This is a genomic window from Psychrobacter sp. NPDC077938 (genome assembly GCF_044542635.1).
GTDB lineage: Bacteria > Pseudomonadota > Gammaproteobacteria > Pseudomonadales > Moraxellaceae > Psychrobacter.
On the sequence record NZ_JBITUW010000007.1, the window covers coordinates 70,855 to 88,148 of the forward strand.

16 protein-coding genes are annotated in these 17,294 nt (G+C 44.2%); 9 read left to right on the forward strand and 7 right to left on the reverse strand.

What is annotated here, in order from left to right; all coding sequences use genetic code 11:
* Positions 1-203 precede the first annotated feature (203 nt).
* The 7 genes from urtB to ACIGBM_RS11985 all read left to right on the forward strand — a co-directional run bounded on the left by urtB (position 204) and on the right by ACIGBM_RS11985 (position 7,585).
* Positions 204-2,030 carry an urea ABC transporter permease subunit UrtB gene (urtB, locus tag ACIGBM_RS11955; protein WP_397477891.1) on the forward strand — a complete coding sequence of 609 codons (1,827 nt, stop codon included), beginning with the start codon at positions 204-206 and terminating at the stop codon, positions 2,028-2,030.
* Positions 2,031-2,040: 10 nt separating this feature from the next.
* Positions 2,041-3,111: an urea ABC transporter permease subunit UrtC gene (urtC, locus tag ACIGBM_RS11960; protein WP_397477892.1), complete on the forward strand. Its 1,071-nt coding sequence runs from the start codon at positions 2,041-2,043 to the stop codon at positions 3,109-3,111.
* Positions 3,112-3,155: 44 nt separating this feature from the next.
* Positions 3,156-3,965: an urea ABC transporter ATP-binding protein UrtD gene (urtD, locus tag ACIGBM_RS11965; RefSeq protein WP_397477942.1), complete on the forward strand. Its 810-nt coding sequence runs from the start codon at positions 3,156-3,158 to the stop codon at positions 3,963-3,965.
* Between the two features lie 78 nt (positions 3,966-4,043).
* On the forward strand, positions 4,044-4,742 hold the full coding sequence (gene urtE / locus ACIGBM_RS11970; protein WP_101204888.1) for an urea ABC transporter ATP-binding subunit UrtE: 699 nt from the start codon (positions 4,044-4,046) through the stop codon (positions 4,740-4,742).
* A 303-nt stretch (positions 4,743-5,045) separates the two neighbouring features.
* Positions 5,046-5,930: a prolipoprotein diacylglyceryl transferase gene (lgt, locus tag ACIGBM_RS11975; protein ID WP_057761969.1), complete on the forward strand. Its 885-nt coding sequence runs from the start codon at positions 5,046-5,048 to the stop codon at positions 5,928-5,930.
* A gap of 148 nt (positions 5,931-6,078) precedes the next feature.
* Complete coding sequence (locus tag ACIGBM_RS11980) at positions 6,079-6,948, forward strand: thymidylate synthase (RefSeq protein ID WP_397477893.1); 870 nt, start codon at positions 6,079-6,081, stop codon at positions 6,946-6,948.
* Between the two features lie 64 nt (positions 6,949-7,012).
* Complete coding sequence (locus tag ACIGBM_RS11985) at positions 7,013-7,585, forward strand: dihydrofolate reductase (protein ID WP_397477894.1); 573 nt, start codon at positions 7,013-7,015, stop codon at positions 7,583-7,585.
* A 133-nt stretch (positions 7,586-7,718) separates the two neighbouring features.
* Here the strand turns inward: ACIGBM_RS11985 and uvrC are convergent, their stop codons facing one another.
* Positions 7,719-9,563 carry an excinuclease ABC subunit UvrC gene (gene uvrC, locus ACIGBM_RS11990; RefSeq protein WP_397477895.1) on the reverse strand — a complete coding sequence of 615 codons (1,845 nt, stop codon included), beginning with the start codon at positions 9,561-9,563 and terminating at the stop codon, positions 7,719-7,721.
* 154 nt (positions 9,564-9,717) lie between these two features.
* Positions 9,718-11,241, reverse strand: a complete 1,524-nt coding sequence (locus tag ACIGBM_RS11995) for a DUF3360 family protein (protein ID WP_290176746.1) — start codon at positions 11,239-11,241, stop codon at positions 9,718-9,720.
* Positions 11,242-11,754: 513 nt separating this feature from the next.
* On the opposite strand from ACIGBM_RS11995, the gene ACIGBM_RS12000 reads away from it, so the two are divergent.
* Positions 11,755-12,315 (forward strand): DUF4442 domain-containing protein, encoded by a 561-nt coding sequence (locus ACIGBM_RS12000; protein ID WP_298810206.1) that lies wholly within the window; start codon positions 11,755-11,757, stop codon positions 12,313-12,315.
* A gap of 231 nt (positions 12,316-12,546) precedes the next feature.
* On the opposite strand, the gene rplS is transcribed toward ACIGBM_RS12000, so the two are convergent.
* The 4 genes from rplS to rpsP all read right to left on the reverse strand — a co-directional run bounded on the left by rplS (position 12,547) and on the right by rpsP (position 14,985).
* On the reverse strand, positions 12,547-12,969 hold the full coding sequence (rplS, locus tag ACIGBM_RS12005; protein ID WP_057761981.1) for a 50S ribosomal protein L19: 423 nt from the start codon (positions 12,967-12,969) through the stop codon (positions 12,547-12,549).
* Between the two features lie 205 nt (positions 12,970-13,174).
* Complete coding sequence (trmD, locus tag ACIGBM_RS12010; RefSeq protein ID WP_102092093.1) at positions 13,175-13,939, reverse strand: tRNA (guanosine(37)-N1)-methyltransferase TrmD; 765 nt, start codon at positions 13,937-13,939, stop codon at positions 13,175-13,177.
* Positions 13,940-14,016: 77 nt separating this feature from the next.
* A complete protein-coding gene (gene rimM / locus ACIGBM_RS12015; protein WP_397477896.1) occupies positions 14,017-14,550 on the reverse strand; it encodes a ribosome maturation factor RimM in 534 nt (177 codons plus the stop codon).
* 165 nt (positions 14,551-14,715) lie between these two features.
* A complete protein-coding gene (gene rpsP / locus ACIGBM_RS12020; protein WP_021812802.1) occupies positions 14,716-14,985 on the reverse strand; it encodes a 30S ribosomal protein S16 in 270 nt (89 codons plus the stop codon).
* Positions 14,986-15,411: 426 nt separating this feature from the next.
* Between rpsP and ACIGBM_RS12025 the strand changes: the two genes are divergently transcribed.
* Positions 15,412-16,887 carry an ATP-binding protein gene (locus tag ACIGBM_RS12025; protein ID WP_397477897.1) on the forward strand — a complete coding sequence of 492 codons (1,476 nt, stop codon included), beginning with the start codon at positions 15,412-15,414 and terminating at the stop codon, positions 16,885-16,887.
* A 38-nt stretch (positions 16,888-16,925) separates the two neighbouring features.
* Here the strand turns inward: ACIGBM_RS12025 and ACIGBM_RS12030 are convergent, their stop codons facing one another.
* Positions 16,926-17,105: a hypothetical protein gene (locus ACIGBM_RS12030; protein WP_201548390.1), complete on the reverse strand. Its 180-nt coding sequence runs from the start codon at positions 17,103-17,105 to the stop codon at positions 16,926-16,928.
* Positions 17,106-17,294: the final 189 nt, after the last annotated feature.

The following is a 17,294-nucleotide window of genomic DNA, read 5'->3' on the forward strand; positions in this document are numbered from 1 at the left end:
GAAAAAAACATGGATAGTAATTGAACAGTAGGCGGATGGATAAACGATATAAATAAGCGACCCACCGCCTACTCTCCACATTTATTTTTAACACTTATTCTCAACTTTTAAATAACGCCAAACCTTATCAATACTTCTATCGCTTAGTACGCTAGGCAGTAGTGGCTAAGGGTTTGTTGTCTGTGAAAAACAGGGAGCCGCACATGCAGCACCATACTTTACGCCCGTTTGTAGGGCAAACATCGTCCAAAAATGGTAATAACCCACAAGCATCAGTCAGTGAAGTCATGCAGCATGCGGCTCGTTTTTCAATTTATGTGCCTCTGCGATTACTTGCATTGACGGCATTATGCATAACAACCTTCACCACCACAGCGTATGCCGATCATGATGGTCAGGTACATGACCACGATACGGATATCGCTCATAGTGAGCAATCGTTGCTCACGCCTGTCAACGTAGCCACTTCTACTCAAGCCAGCACCTCAAATATTTCGACAGCAACTACAGGCTCAGGTGATGCCATTCAACAATTCGTGGCGGGTGATTTTAGTAAACGCCAAGCCATGCTAAGTGATTGGCCAGGATCCGTTGAGAGTTTAGATGGTTTGGTTGAATTCATTGCCAATGATGAGCTATATCAAGGCAACGGTGGGCAAACGTATCTACTGAATAAAGATGACCAGCTGTTTACTTATCCTGATAAAAAAGAGACTGATGATTGGCCAAGTGATTTATCACAAATCACCCTGACCAATGCCCTACGTTCAGCGCTCATCTTTGGTCAAGCTAAGGTGAAACTAGCATCTGACAAGCCCGCACAGCGCCTACAAGCTGTAGAGATTTTGGCCGATAATATTGACCAAGTAGATCCATCTATTATCACCTCTGCTGCAGCAAATGAGGACAGCGCTAAAGTCAAAAAGGCACTAATTGCTCTACAGGCGCGTATTGATTTCAAAAACGGCGACCTGCCCACTCAGATTGCAGCGGTCAATCTACTTGCAGATAGTGATAACCCACAAGTTTTGGTCGATATTGAATCTGCCCTCGCTGCGGATAACTTAGATGCCTCGCTCAAAGCTGCACTTATCGATGCTGAATCTAGCGTGTCACGCCGTATCGAGATCAGCACATGGACGGGACATATCTTTACTGGTATGAGTACCGCCAGCATTTTACTGCTAGCGGCACTTGGTCTCGCCATTACTTTTGGTTTGCTCGGCGTCATCAATATGGCGCATGGTGAGCTAATCATGATTGGCGCGTATACCACTTATATGGTTCAAAATTTCTTTCAAGCTTATATACCGAATATGGCAGGTTGGTATTTGCTTGCTGCTATTCCGGCTGCTTTTTTAGTTAGTGCCATCATCGGTATGATTATTGAGCGCATTGTCATTCGCCCACTATATGGTCGTGAGCTAGAAACCTTACTGGCGACCTTTGGCGTCAGTCTGATTCTGATGCAATTGGTGCGGATGATTTTTGGTGCGCAGAACGTTGAAGTCAGTAACGTGGCATGGCTCAGCGGTGCCTATCAGGTGTCATCAAGCCTCGTACTGCCTTACAACCGTATTGCCATTATTGGTTTTACCGTCATCGTCGTGGCACTCTTGGTGTACTTACTCAACAAAACCCGCTTTGGATTGTTTATACGAGCTGTCACCCAAAACCGTCAAATGGCACGTGCTGTCGGTATCCCCTCTGCACGTATTGATATGATGGCATTTGGGTTGGGCTCTGGACTGGCTGGTATGGCTGGCTGCGCCCTTGCCCAAGTCGGCAACGTCGGTCCTGATCTGGGTCAAACTTATATCATTGATACGTTTTTGGTCGTCGTCGTTGGCGGTGTCGGACAAGTATGGGGCGCAGTATTGGCTGCCTTAGGACTTGGTGTGAGCGGTACGGTACTTGAGATTGGTATCGGTGCAGTATTGGCAAAGATTGTGTTGTTGGTTCTTGTGATTCTGTTTATTCAGAAACGGCCACAAGGTTTATTTGCACTCAAAGGCCGCTTTGTCGAATAAGGAGACTTCTATGATACTGACCAAATCACTGTCTGATACGCCGCGTAGTGCTGTTTTAATTGGCTTGTGTTTTGCTGTACTACTGATACTGCCTTGGCTACATCTTATGCCCGAGACTTCAGCCTTTCACCTTTCAGCCTACTGGATTACCCTGATTGGCAAAATCATGGCTTTAGCCATGGTAGCTTTGGCACTAGATCTCGTCTGGGGCTATGCCGGTATTTTGAGCTTGGGACATGGTTTGTATTTTGCTTTGGGTGGTTATGCGTTTGGCATGTATCTAACACGTGAGACAGCAGGCGATGCGCTTCCTGATTTTATGCGTTTCTTGAGCTGGACCGAAATGCCATGGTACTGGGCTGGCACGCAGCATTTTTGGTGGGCAGTCGCACTGGTTGTATTAGTGCCTGGCTTGGTTGCTTTTCTCTTTGGTTTCTTTGCCTTTCGCTCAAAAATTAAAGGGGTGTACTTTTCTATCATCACTCAAGCCATGGTCTATGCAGCAGCCTTGCTATTCTTCCGTAATGAGACAGGCTTCGGTGGCAACAATGGCTTTACTGGTTTTACGACCCTTCTCGGCTACGACATTACCGCTGCCTCTACTCGCTCAATGCTGTGCTTTGTCACGGCCTTAGCATTGTTAGTCTCTTATATGGGTTTGCGTCATTTAATGAATCAGCCTTATGGTCGAGTACTCGGTGCGATTCGTGACAGCGAAAACCGCTTGCAGTATTTGGGTTATCGCACGCTGTGGTACAAGCTATCCGCTTGGGTATTATCCGCTGTCATCGCTGGTATCGCAGGTGCGCTATACGTACCGCAAGTAGGCATTATCAATCCGAGTGAAATGAATCCTGTGAACTCGATTGAGATAGCCGTCTGGGTAGCGACTGGTGGTCGAGGAAGCTTAATTGGCGCGATTTTAGGAACTGGTGTGGTAAATGCTGTGAAAACCTACTTTACGGTCGCCTACCCTGAGTTTTGGCTACTGATATTAGGCGGGCTATTCGTCGTCGTGACGTTGTTTTTACCTAATGGCATTATGGGCTTGTTCGATCGATTCAAAAAGGAGAAACAGTAATGCTAAATGATAAATCCTTATCAACTGAACAATCGACCAAAGCGCTGTCTGAATATGATCATACTGATGGACGTGACGGTCTCAGTCACCCCAAAAAATCAGGCGTCGATTTTAGCCATGGTATTGCTCTGTACTTAGAAGATGTGAGTGTCTGGTTTGATTCGTTTCGCGCACTTAACAATCTATCGCTCTATATCGAAGAAGGCGAGCTACGCTGTATTATCGGCCCCAACGGCGCTGGTAAAACCACGCTAATGGATGTCATCACAGGTAAAACCCGCCCTACGGAAGGCAGCGTGTTTTTTGGTCAGACTCATAACCTTGCCAACTTATCTACTGAAGAAATTGCCGAAGCTGGCATTGGACGTAAGTTTCAAAAACCTACTGTCTTTGAAAATTTTACGGTGATGGATAATCTGTTACTTGCTGCGCCGAAAGACAAACGTGTGGTCAAAAGCTTATTCAACAAACTCAATGCCGATACTCGCGATACCCTCGACGCGACCCTACAACAAATTCGCCTGACCGACAAAATCAACAAGCCTGCTGGTTTGCTCTCACATGGGCAAAAACAGTGGTTAGAGATTGGCATGCTGCTGATGCAGAGTCCCAAACTGATTCTGCTTGATGAGCCAGTGGCAGGTATGACCGATGCAGAAACTGAGCATACCGCCGAGCTGTGTCTACGCCTCAAAAAGAACCATACTTTGGTCGTGGTTGAGCATGATATGACCTTTATCGATGCCATCAGTGAAAAAGTCACGGTATTGGCACAAGGAGCGATTTTGGCCGAAGGTACATTAGCGGAAGTACAAGCCAATGAAGCAGTAATTGAATCCTATTTAGGTCGATAGCCGAACGAATCATCTAGACGAGCCAAACGAATATTCCCTTTGAAATATTAAAAAAGTTTTAGAGTTTAGGAGACAGCCATGTTACAAGTGAACGATATCAACCAGTATTACGGCGGCAGTCATATTTTACGAGATGTCTCGTTTACAGCACCTGTAGGCGCATGCAGCGTGGTACTTGGACGTAATGGCGTGGGCAAAACCACGCTACTTAAGTGCCTGATGGGGATACTACCGATTAAATCAGGAGAGATTTTGCTCAATGATAAAGACATCAGCAAGATGTCTCCCGAGCAACGTGTTCGAGCAGGACTGGCTTATGTACCACAAGGCCGCGACATTTTTTCGACACTGACGGTAGAAGAGAACATATTAATTGGTATGGCAAAGTTTTCACGCAGTAAGGCCAAACATGTACCTAAGCATTTATACGATATTTTCCCCGTACTCGATGAGATGAAACATCGTCGTGGCGGTGATTTGTCTGGTGGTCAGCAGCAGCAGCTTGCCATTGCACGCGCCTTAGCCTCCGAGCCGACTGTGTTGATTTTAGACGAGCCAACTGAAGGTATCCAACCCTCTATTATAAAAGATATTGGCCGTGTCCTTCGAGACCTAGCAGATAAAGGTGACATGGCCATTGTGCTGGTTGAGCAATTCTATGAATTTGCCGAAGAGCTAGCTGACAATTACACGGTACTATCACGTGGTAAAGTAGTCTCACAAGGTGCAGGCGACACAATGGTCGAAAATAACGTACAAGATCTGGTCGCCATCTAATTTCTTTTAATAATAGATGTAATAATACAAATTGGTAGTGAACGCTCGATAATGCTAAAAATGGCATTTTTATCCCAAGCTGCTAGCTACCAAGATTACATATCATCACGAAAACACTCCTTAATTAAAGTCACTTTTTTCACCTCACTTCTTATTTTTTGACGCTTAGCCTATACATTCTCTACTATCTAAAAAACTCAAATTACTCATACACTCTGATTGGTGTCATAGCAATTATGTATGCCCAGCGAACGAAATTTGCTATTATAGTCAGCATTTTATTATCAATATTATGATGCCCTTATGATGATTCATCCTCAGTACGATCCTGTAGCATTAGCAGTTGGACCCGTCGAAGTCCATTGGTATGGGCTGATGTATTTGTTGGCATTTGCTGCCGCCTACGGACTGGCGTGGTATCGCAGTACCAAGCGTGAAGGCTGGACGACAGATATGGTCTCAGACCTAGTGTTCTTTGGCGCACTTGGTGTGATATTAGGTGGCCGTGTCGGCTATGTATTGTTTTATCAGTTCGGTGAACTGCTTCAAAACCCTGCTTATCTGTTCAAGGTCTGGGAAGGCGGCATGTCATTCCATGGCGGCTTGATTGGTGTCATGTTGGGTATGCTGTATTTCGCCCGCAAATATAAAAAGACACCTTTCCAAGTGCTCGATTTTGTCGTTCCCTGTGTACCAACTGGTTTATTGTTCGGACGTATTGGTAACTATATCAATGCCGAACTATGGGGCCGCGTCTCTGACGGTGGCTATAACTGGTTGACCTACTTTCCGCAGGCCGCTAGCGTTGATATGCAGCAGCTACAAGCCAACCCTGCGCTACAAGATCTGATGACTGAGGTCAATGGTCAGTACCTGTTGCCCCGTCACCCGTCGCAATTGTATGAAGCCCTTGCAGAAGGTCTGCTGTTATTTCTATTCTTGTGGTGGTACTCATCGAAGCCCCGTCCTCGTATGGCAGTGACTGGTGTCTTTATGCTTGGTTATGGCTTTAGCCGCTTTATCATTGAGTTCTTCCGCCAGCCAGACATCGACCAAGGATTCATCTTGCTAGGCTGGATGACCAAAGGTCAGATACTAAGCGCCCCAATGATAATTATCGGTCTGTTCTTGATCGGTTATGCCTATAAACGCGGCATCTACGACTGGGGTAAGCAAGCTGCTTATTAAGCCTACCCTTTTGTGATAAAGGTTGAGGACTTAAAATAGGGTAAGCTGTCAAAACGCTTATCCTAGCAATACTTTCAATAATGACAGTGTATATATCGACTATCCATCTAGCCTGTATGCGCAGTCAGTAGTAACTAAAGAGCATTTTATGATCAATGGCACCCAAAGTAATAACGAGCAAGGCTATTTAGATTTGCTACGCCACGTTCTCGACAATGGCACTGAAAAAGGTGATCGTACTGGTACGGGTACGCTTAGCCATTTTGGCGCGCAGCTACGCTTTGACTTAGCAGAGGGATTTCCACTGCTAACGACCAAAAAGGTTCACTTTAAATCCATCGCTTATGAGCTATTATGGTTTTTAAGTGGCAGCACTCATGTCGATTATCTACAACAGAATAACGTTCGTATCTGGAATGAGTGGGCGACAGCAGAACAGACAGCACGCTTTAACCGACCTGCTGGTGATTTGGGTCCTATCTATGGTCATCAATGGCGTAACTATGGCGCAACCAAAAATGAAGATGCCAGTTATAACGCTGATGGCGTCGATCAAATCGCACAAGTCGTTGAACAGATAAAGACCAATCCGAATTCACGTCGTTTGATTGTTTCTGGCTGGAATCCAGGTGAGGCAGAGCAAGTAGCCCTACCACCATGTCATACGTTATTTCAGTTCTTTGTCGCAGACAATAAGCTGTCATGCCAGCTATATCAACGTTCGGCTGACTTATTCCTAGGCGTGCCTTTTAACATTGCGAGCTATGCGCTATTGACTCATATGATCGCGCAGGTGTGTGGTCTAGAAGTTGGAGAGTTTGTCTGGACAGGTGGTGATTGCCATATCTATCAAAACCACCGTGAGCAGGCTGAGCTACAGTTGACTCGCTCGCTATATAAATTGCCGACATTGTCTTTGAACCCTGATGTTAAAGACATATTTGCGTTTGAGTACGAAGACATTAGTGTCAATGACTATGAGTCGCACCCTGCTATCAAAGCCAAAGTTGCCGTATAGAGTTAGTCTGGTTAACTACGCTAAATAAAAGCAAAATTTAAGAATATAATAAAAAGGATATATTATGAGCTATGCCCATACCGAAGTTGCCCAAATCGCTGCCATCAGTAGCAATCGCTGTATCGGCAAAAACAATGAGCTACCGTGGCATATCTCAGCAGATTTGCAACATTTCAAAAGCATGACGACCAAAGAAAACGATAGTAAGATTCAAGGTATCGTGATCATGGGTCGCAAAACATTTGAGTCAATGGGTAGTAAACCATTACCAAAGCGTGTGAGCTTCATTGTCACGACACAGATGGATTATGCTGAGACAAAAGGTCTTTCAGATAGCAGCAATGCTTATGTGGTACACAACCTAGACGATGCTCTGACACAAGCAGCTAGCCTAGCACATGGCGCGCATCTCGATACAATTTGGGTGATTGGCGGCGAGCGAGTATTTAGTGACGCTCTGATGTACACCGACCGTATTGAGCTGACTCATGTAGATACTGACATTGCTGACGGCGATGCATTTTACCCTGAGTTGCCAGAACGCTTTAAAGTAGCAGACGAATCTGAGCAAATGCACGATGAAAAAAGCGATTTAAGCTTTAAATTTACCACTTATAAAGTAGAAACTGATAAGTAGTAAAAGCTTATTAAAAAAGGGGCAGTCTTGGATAAGTAAAATTATCTAAGACTGCCCCTTTTTCTGTTTAACCTCTACACAGTCTTATTTGTAGTCAATTAATATAAATTGCTGCTTGATAATATCTAATCCATTACTCGTGCAATACTTTATAAATCGTCTTTGCGAGTACTGGTCCGATACCTTGTACGCCTGCCAACTCCTGCTGCGAAGCGCCAAGCAGCTGTTGCATACCACCAAAGTGATTGAGCAAGTCACGACGACGTTTCTCACCCAGCCCAGGTATTACCTCTAGCACTGATGACGAGCGACGCTTATCACGTTTCTTACGGTGAGCAGTAATCGCAAAACGATGCGCCTCATCACGAATATGCATCAGCAAGTGCAATGCTTTGCTATCCATTGGTAGATCTAATGGCTCATGATCTAAAAAGTGCAATACCTCAAGCCCAGCCTTGCGCCCTTCCCCTTTTGCCACACTAATGAGCAAGGTGTCACCAAGAATACCCAACTCAGTTAATACTTCTTTGGCAATGCCAAGCTGACCTTTACCACCATCAACCAATAGCAAATCCGGCAACGGCTGCTTTTTATAACGTCTGGTCAGCACTTGTTTCATCGCGGCATAGTCATCGCCGCCTTGGATATCATGGATAGCATATTGACGGTAATCGCGACGACGCGAGCCACCTTGGTCAAACACCACGCAGCTGCCAATGGTCGCTTCACCCATTGTATGAGAGATATCAAAACACTCAATGCGATCAATCGTCCGATCTGTGACAGTCGCCAATACGTCTTTTAGTGCACCAAATCGTGCATGCAGCTCTAGATAATCGCCAAGCTTAGTTTTTAGTGCATTACTGGTATTCAATGTAGCTAAGTCCAGCCACTCTGAACGGTGTTCGCGTACATTGGTCTTGATGACTACTTTATTACCAAAGTGCGTTGCCAATGCTTCACTCACTGCCACCTGATCTGGTATCTGATGGCTTAATATGATTTCGGCAGGCAAATCATCGGTCACTTGGAAATAGAATGACGTAATAAAAGCCGATAAATTGTCTGCTAGCGACTCACTACTATCCACATCTGGGAAATAGTTTTTCCCGCCCAATACACGGCCACCACGTACCGTCAGTACGTTCACACAGGTCATGCCAGCCTGACTGGCAATCGCAATCACATCTGCCTCACCTTGTACGGTATAGACTGCTTGCCTTGCTTGTACTTCACGCAACATGGACAACTGATCACGATAAAATACTGCTTTCTCAAAATCTAACGCTTCAGCTGACGCTTCCATCTTTTCAATCAGCGTACTATGAATATCACTAGAGTCGCCCTTTAAAAAACGGATGGTGTTATTCACATCTTCTGCGTACTCTTCTGGCGAAACCAAACCGACACAAGGCGCACGGCAACGTTTGATCTGATACTCAAGGCAAGGGCGCTGACGCTGCTTAAAAAAGGTATTGGTACATTGACGCATTTGAAACATCTTCTGCATCAATACCAGCGTTTCTTTTGCCGCATGTGCAGAGGGAAACGGGCCAAAGAATCGACCCTTTTGGTGATTGCCTTTGCCGCGGCCGTAAGCCAAACGTGGATAAGGCTTATCGGCTGAGATAAACACATAAAGATAGGATTTATCATCACGCAGCAGCACGTTATAGGGCGGTCGATGTTCTTTGATTAGATTCTGTTCAAGCAACAGCGCTTCGGTTTCACTACGCGTGATAATAGTCTCAATATTATGAATCCGCGCCACTAGCGCCCGCGTCTTTGGATGATCTATCGTCTTGGCAAAATAGCTATTTACTCGGCTTTTTAGCGACTTAGCTTTACCAACGTATAATATATCACCGTTCTTACCCAGCATCTTATATACCCCTGGCAAGTTAGGCAGGCGTTTAATCAAATGCTTAAGACGGGCTTTTTTATCATCGACAGGACTCGATTCTGAGACATTAACCATAGAATTTATTGCTCTTAAAAATCTTAGTAATACTGCTAGTTATGGGGCGGGAGTCATTGTTTTACAAGCCAATTATTATCGCAGCGCTACCCATAAAAAAGCCAGCTTTCGCCGGCTTAGTTTGTTCTATTATCGTGTATGTAACAACATACTACTAATGACGGAAGTTTGCCATCAATGCTGGGATACCCGGCAGCATACCGACGATAGCCATGACGCCTGTCAGTACCACAAACATAATACCTGGTATGATCCAGCGGCTCATCTTAGTCAAATTGGCACTACGCTCTTTAGAGCCAATCAAGCCTAAGTTATCAAGCAACAACGTGAGCGACCAACCAAAGGCTGGGTTAACCAATGCCGACGCGAATACCACGATAGCAGCAGATTGCGTGGTTTTACCTTCACGCGTCATCTCCATACCAGCTTCTAGTAATGGAATAAATACCCCAACGATCAAGGCCACACACATCACTGGCTGCCAAATGGCCAAATCCATCGGATAGCCCCAAACTCCTGCGATAATACAGAATAGAGCCGTCAATAAAGCGCCGGCAGGAATCGGACGTTTAGCAATCGCTGCAGGAACAATATACGTTCCCCACGATGACGCAAAGTTAGCACCGCCCAATACAGAGCCGACTACCTGACGAAATGAAGCGCTAGTCATGGTGTCATCGATATCCATAAGCACTTTTTCAGTACGCTTAGGATAGCTGATTTTTTGGAATACTTGATGGCCCAAGAAATCTGGTGACCACATCGCTACGGCCAAAATAGCAAACGGCAGTACTACAATGAAGCTTTCAATCGTCGGCAGACCTAACATCCAACCTGTGTTTTCGCCCCACCAATACATTGGATTCATGTTTGGTAGACCTGGCGCTGTTTTGAACTCAAAAGGTGCACCCAATGCAAATGCAAGACCACCACCTAACACACAGCTTAGCGGAACCGCGAGCCAGCGTTTTTGCCAATGTTCAAGCAGTGCATATAGCAGGATAGTCGCCAGAATAATAAAGAAAGCGATATGTGACATGCCAATCCCTTCTGCCCAAGCAAAGAGATTTTTGACCTGTGAGGTAGTTCCGATAAAGCCCAAGTAAATCAAGAGGCCACCGCACACACCCTTACTGGTCAAATTAGCCAGCAAACTCCCCCCTTTACTAATCGCGAGGAGCAGACCAAAAGCACCGATAAGCAAACCAAAGGCCATCGGGTGCCCACCAGCTGCTACCACAATAGGAATCAGAGGGATTAGTGGGCCGTGAGTACCAGCGAGGTTGGCCGTCGGCAGTAGAAATCCCGAAAATAAGATAATAAAGAAGGAGACGATCAATAGCTCGTAGCGCACGTTTTCTAGAACAAACGCATCACCTAAGCCGAGTGGACCTGCAAAGGTTGCTGCAATGGCGCCCACCATAACAACTTTACCGATGGTCGCGGCCATTGCTGGAATAGTATCTTCGTATTCAAAACGGTAATCACGGAATGGTAAATTAGGACGCCAGCGTTTCGGCTGCATGATTTGTAATTCATGGTTTAAGTAAGCGTCACGACTGTCGAAACTAGAACTGGGCTTATGCAAATCTACATAACTGCCTTGTACTTGATTGTCGTGGTTTATGTTCGAGGTCGGCGTATTAGACCCTGAAGAGGGGGTCTGAGGGTTACTCATCACATTTCCTTGTGTCGATTACGTCTTTGATTGACTACACACGCTCTGCTCTAATGTCATAGACCAAAGCGCCTATTACAAACTGCGAACTATTGTATGCCAAGACTTGATGAAATGCGAACCTAAAACCATTTAAAGATACTATGTATCTCATTATAATATATAAACTAAAGTTTCTATTTGAGACAAAACTGACCTTGATAGAAAACCATGAGGAAAAATCTCTCTGTTATAGACTTTGAATTAGGATAAACGACCGTTTTATTGATAATGATTTACATCTAGATGATTTTTTATCACATAGATGAATAGCAAAGATAGTTATAATAAATAACGATTGTTACCTGTAAGTGGGCATAAATATGTCATTTTGGTTACGCTTTAGAGCTAGCGGGCTGAGTACTTTTTAATTATGATAAATACTTTTTATTGATTTATTTCTCAGTGATACTGTTTAAAATCGCGTTATTGATACAATCAAAAAATTGAGAAAAAAGGCAACAGGACAAGTTTATGAGCGTATTACCTACCAACCTTGAGACTTTGAAACGTCGGGCCAAGCAAAGCATCATGCCATTGCTGACACCGCATTTATTAAAGCTGCGCCTTAATACTTATGCACCATACATTGGCGCAGGTATCAAAATCGATCATATCAGTCTCGATCAGGGTTTGTGCGTGGTCAGCATGGGACTAAACACTCTGAACAAAAATATCGTCGGTACCCAGTTCGGTGGTAGCTTATATTCAATGGTTGACCCTTTTTATATGCTTATGTTGATGCATCAATTGGGTAGCAATTACGTAGTGTGGGACAAAAGCTCACATATTGATTTCGTTGCGCCTGGCAATAGCAAAGTCACTGCACGCATGAAAATACCTAGCTCTGAAATCATTACCATTCAAAAGCTGGCAAAAGAAGGCGAAGCGGTATTTCGTGAATATAAAGTCGATATCGTTGATGAGCAGCAAAAGCTAATCGCAACCGTCACCAAGACTTTATACATTAGACTGCGCAAATACAGTAAGTCCAAAGAGCAAGTCAACCGTATCGATACATTTGATGCTCAATAAACTTTGGCTGATAACTGATAATTGATAGTATTAGAGCTAATAAAACTTAAATTATTAATGCTATACATACAAAAACCCCAATCTAGCTCTCGCATAGATTGGGGTTTCGTCTTTTTTGGTATGGCCCGCTTATTTATAAATAAACCTATGAATAAGGGCTTGTATCTACTATTACCTTGTCTTGAGACAATCCTAAAATTATAAGACTAACTCAAAACGGCAAACTTGTGCTTAGATACCAGGTGCAGTATCAACTGCATCAGGTACGCCAGCGTCAGTTTTTTTCTTAGCAACTGGACGAGCACCAAGTTTTTCGCGGATACGTGCTGATTTACCAGAGCGCTCACGTAAGTAGTATAGTTTCGCACGGCGAACAGCACCGCGACGTTTCACTTCGATGCTCTCGATGATTGGTGAATGCAATTGGAATGCACGCTCAACGCCAACGCCGCTTGAGATTTTACGTACGGTAAACGCTGAGTTTAAACCGCGGTTACGCTTAGCAATTACAACGCCTTCAAAAGCCTGTAAGCGCTCACGCTCACCTTCACGTACTTTTACTTGTACCACAACGGTATCGCCGGGTGCAAAGCTTGGGCGCTCAAGCAATTGAGCGTTTTCGATGACCTGAACCAATGGATGCTTGTTGCTCATGAGAGTTATCTCCTCACATTAGATAATAGAGGCTTGACGCATATCACCTGTTTGTAATAATTAATCGCATCTCTTTATAGTGAGACACAACGTAAATGGGTTATAACCAACGGCCACTATGCTATGACTCGTTTTATTATTGCTCAAAATTCTGTTTCTTAACTGTTTATCAAACTTAGTAACGATAAAGTTAGATTTTAAACATCTACTTTTTATCTGCTTTGGCCAATGCTTTCAACCACTTCGCTTGCTCTACCGTTGGGGTAAACGCTTGCCATAAGTCTGGACGACGCGTTTGCGTACGACTGACTTGCTGACTAAAACGCCACTTAGCGATATTGGCATGGTGACCTGAAAGTAATACCTCAGGAACTGCCATACCCGCAAACTCATGCGGCTTAGTATAGTGTGGACAGTCAAGCAAGCCATCGACAAAAGAGTCTTGCTCCGCTGACTTGTCATCACCCATGATATCAGGCAGACGACGTATCACACTATCCATCAGCACCATTGCTGGCAACTCGCCACCAGTCAACACGTAATCACCTAACGATACTTCCATATCGACGTATTGTGATAGTAAACGCTCGTCGATACCTTCATAACGACCGCATAATAAAATCATGCCATCGTAATCAGTCATATTGACTACGCTACTCTCACTAAGCGTCTGTCCTTGCGGCGACATATAAATCACCGGACAGTGCTCACTATCGACACGGCAACCATGCTGACTGGCACGCAATCGTGCATCCTCAATGGCTTTCGATAATGGCTCAGCCATCATCACCATCCCAGGACCACCCCCATAAGGGCGCTCATCAATACGGCGATAGTTATCGGTGGTATAATCACGTGGATTAATGCATTCAATCGTAACTTGCTCTTGAGTCACTGCGCGGCCCGTGATTCCAAATTCACGAATCGTGGCAAACATCTCAGGAAAAATACTAATTACGGCAAAATACATCTGATGTCTACTTGCGTTAAGGCTAAAACAATCGGTGTAAGTACTAATAATGTCTGACTAAAAAGCCAGAAACGCTATTAGTAATCACTCGGCCATGCCACAAGCACTGTTTTTTCAGTCATATTGACTTCTATTACAGTTTGCTTATGCCATGGAATCAGGCGTTCTTCATTGTCTAAACTGTCTGAATTTGCCGTTACACGCATGATGTCATGGGCACCGGTTTCAAACATTTCAGTGATATTACCTAGATACTCATCCTGCTCGTTCATCACGCGCAGACTGACCAAATCCGACCAATAATATTCGTCTTCAGCTGTTTCAGGTAGGACGTTCTGTTCGACCCAAACGGTAACACCGTTCATAGTCTCAGCAATATTACGATCAGGAATCTGCTCAAATTGAGCCACAATCCCTGTTCCTTGCTCACGCCAAGCCTTCACAGTTAAAGGTTTCATGCCAGTGGCAGTTTTCATCCACCACGGCTTCATGTCGAATATCGCTGTACGGTCATCCGTATCACTGAATACCCAAAGCCAGCCTTTAATGCCGTAAGGCTTCTTAAGCTGACCAATTTTCATAAGGGCACTAGCGTTTGGAACAGATGACATAGCAGCTAACCTAACAATGATTAAAACAGCAATTGCAAAAACAATTGCGTCAAAAGCGATAAACAGTTAATGGCGCACCCTGGTCAGACCAGTTACGCTATGTATTCTAAAGTCTACTGAGTCATGTCATAGTTTTGCTACGAACGTCTCAGTAACAACCAAAACTTAAGCAGTTGCTTCAGTTTGAGCTGCAGACTTGTTGTAAGCTTTTGCTAATGAAGCAACGCGATCTGAAGGTTGTGCACCTTTTGCGATCCACGCATTGTACGCTTCCATGTTTAGGCGTACTGCTTCTTCAGACTCTTTAGCGAGTGGGTTAAAAAAGCCGATGTTTTCAATATAGCGACCGTCACGCGCGCGGCGTTGATCAGCAACAACTACTTGATAAAATGGGCGTTTCTTGGCACCGCCCCGTGCTAAACGAATAACAACCATGTGAATTCTCTCTTTCGCAGGTATACCAAAAAGGGCATAATTATATCACAGTCTTTATTTGTTGAAAACATAAACTGTGCATATTTAATTATTTATTAACAATAGCTTAAATGATGACCTAAGTAAAATATAACTGATGATAATGGCTTATTTTTAAAGTTTTTCTTTAGGTTCTATAGACTACTATGGTTATTTCTAAAGGTTTTACAGTTATTAGATGGTCTCACCCTTAAGCTTAACTTGATATCTATTCCAATAGATATCTGGCTCGCTCGTCGATTGCATACTGTATCAGTACTATTTATTGGTTATGCTATTCTATGATATATCGCTATAGATTGATGCACGGACTAGCTTCAAGGCAATCGTATTTAGAGAGCTACACGCTATATCACACTAACTTTTCTTTTACTCTGTTGGACACATATGATCTCTCCGAACCCAAAGCCGCGTCGTAAAGGTTGGCTGCCACGCTCTTATTCCAACACTTGGCTAACGACCTTGATGGTTGCCTTTATCGTGCTTATCAGTGTGAGCTTATCAATTTTGTTCTTTTGGCGTAGTCTGTATCTGCCAGAGTTAAAAAACCATGCGCGCTATTTAACGAGTGAATTGCAGCTGATCAATAGTGTCAATAAAGACTGGCAAGGTCGTCCCGAAGTACGCCAATGGATCTACCAACACTCTCATGTCGTCGTGGTAAATAATCCGAGTGATTTCCCAGAGGTCGCTGATAAGCCATTCGTGAGCTTTTTTACTGACGTACTACAACGTGAAATCGGTGCGCAGCTTGGTCGTCCTGTAGAGGTTTATTTTAAATTTAAGCCAACGCCGCAGCTATGGGTACAAGATAGCCGTGATGACAGTTTTTGGGTGCGTGAGCCTGTGGTTTACTATTCACAATATAGCCCGACATTACTGGTTCTATTTTTGATTGGACTGCCTATCCTATCGCTACTAACGATTATTCTATTAGCCCGTCAGTTAAATCGCCCGCTACGCTACTTACAACGTGCAGCCACTAATTATATTCGTCTCGGTCATGCAACCACACTGCCAACACAAAAAGGCCCCACAGAAATACGTCAAGTGAATATGGCGTTTAACCGACTGTTTACGACCTTAAACCAAGCGCAAAAAGAGCGAACAATCATGCTTGCCGGCATCTCACATGACTTGCGGACACCATTGACACGTATGCGCTTGACCGCAGAGATGCTACCAGATGATTTCTTTCGTGAAGGGCTAATCTACGATATTGAGGATATGGACGCTATTTTGGAGCAGTTCATCTCATTTATGAAAGACGGTTCTGATGAGCCAGTCAGCTTAACCAACCTAGACACTATATTTAATGAAATCATGGTGCAGTTTGCGCCAATGAAGTTTGTATATGAGTCAGAATGCGACAAGGTCGTTCCCGTACGTCCATTATCCATCAAGCGTCTGATTATCAACTTGGTCAATAATGCCAATCGTTATGGAAAACCACCTATTTATTTATCGGCAACGGTTGTACCGACATTTATAGAAACTGTCGAAGACGAAGATACGGATGTGGTCAGCGAAAATGTGGTGAACAAAGAAGCTCAAGAACAGCTAGTGATTTGTGTACGAGATTGCGGTGATGGCGTCGCCGACGATCAATTAGAGCGGATTATGCAACCGTTTGAACGTGGAGAGACGGCACGGACTACTCAAGGTAGCGGACTAGGTCTTGCAATTGTTGATCGTATTGCACGATTACATCATGGTACTGTTGAAGCCATCAACCACCCTGAAGGTGGGTTACAAGTATGTGTACGTATTCCCCTACTCTCCAAAGTCGCTGGAGATACGACATTAGCGGCTGAAGTAGAAGAGGTATCTGAGGTAGACCGTACGGTGCCAAATTCAAAATAGCGATGAGGCTTTAATCTGAATAAGCAAAGATATCAAAGCTAGTCTTTGCTACCAATAGCCGGCGGGATATACTCAGCACTGTTAGTAAAAGCTAATGGCTGGGTGATTTCAGCCTGAGCTGCTTGTAGTGTTTGGGTCGTTGACGGCTGTTTTAAGAATAAATAATAGCCTAGCGTAATCGCATTCAACACTACCAAGCCACCAAATAAATATGGCATCCTATGCCCTCCTATGACATTGTCCAACTGTCTTAAAAATAGCGACAAGCGCGTCACCCAGCTATAAAGCTGTATCCCGTTATACCATTAAGATGACGCCTATTGTTTTCAATATCATGACTAATAATTATGGCCTAGCCTTATAATTTAGCCTGATAGCTTGCTCTTATAACTTAGCCCTATAACTTG

Coding starts and splice junctions, on each gene's coding strand:
- urtB (WP_397477891.1), top strand. CDS start 204: ATGCAGCACCATACTTTACGCCCGTTTGTAGGGCAAACATCGTCCAAA.
- urtC (WP_397477892.1), top strand. CDS start 2,041: ATGATACTGACCAAATCACTGTCTGATACGCCGCGTAGTGCTGTTTTA.
- urtE (WP_101204888.1), top strand. CDS start 4,044: ATGTTACAAGTGAACGATATCAACCAGTATTACGGCGGCAGTCATATT.
- lgt (WP_057761969.1), top strand. CDS start 5,046: ATGATGATTCATCCTCAGTACGATCCTGTAGCATTAGCAGTTGGACCC.
- ACIGBM_RS11980 (WP_397477893.1), top strand. CDS start 6,079: ATGATCAATGGCACCCAAAGTAATAACGAGCAAGGCTATTTAGATTTG.
- ACIGBM_RS11985 (WP_397477894.1), top strand. CDS start 7,013: ATGAGCTATGCCCATACCGAAGTTGCCCAAATCGCTGCCATCAGTAGC.
- uvrC (WP_397477895.1), bottom strand. CDS start 9,563: ATGGTTAATGTCTCAGAATCGAGTCCTGTCGATGATAAAAAAGCCCGT.
- ACIGBM_RS11995 (WP_290176746.1), bottom strand. CDS start 11,241: ATGAGTAACCCTCAGACCCCCTCTTCAGGGTCTAATACGCCGACCTCG.
- ACIGBM_RS12000 (WP_298810206.1), top strand. CDS start 11,755: ATGAGCGTATTACCTACCAACCTTGAGACTTTGAAACGTCGGGCCAAG.
- rplS (WP_057761981.1), bottom strand. CDS start 12,969: ATGAGCAACAAGCATCCATTGGTTCAGGTCATCGAAAACGCTCAATTG.
- trmD (WP_102092093.1), bottom strand. CDS start 13,939: ATGTATTTTGCCGTAATTAGTATTTTTCCTGAGATGTTTGCCACGATT.
- rimM (WP_397477896.1), bottom strand. CDS start 14,550: ATGTCATCTGTTCCAAACGCTAGTGCCCTTATGAAAATTGGTCAGCTT.
- rpsP (WP_021812802.1), bottom strand. CDS start 14,985: ATGGTTGTTATTCGTTTAGCACGGGGCGGTGCCAAGAAACGCCCATTT.
- ACIGBM_RS12025 (WP_397477897.1), top strand. CDS start 15,412: ATGATCTCTCCGAACCCAAAGCCGCGTCGTAAAGGTTGGCTGCCACGC.
- ACIGBM_RS12030 (WP_201548390.1), bottom strand. CDS start 17,105: ATGCCATATTTATTTGGTGGCTTGGTAGTGTTGAATGCGATTACGCTA.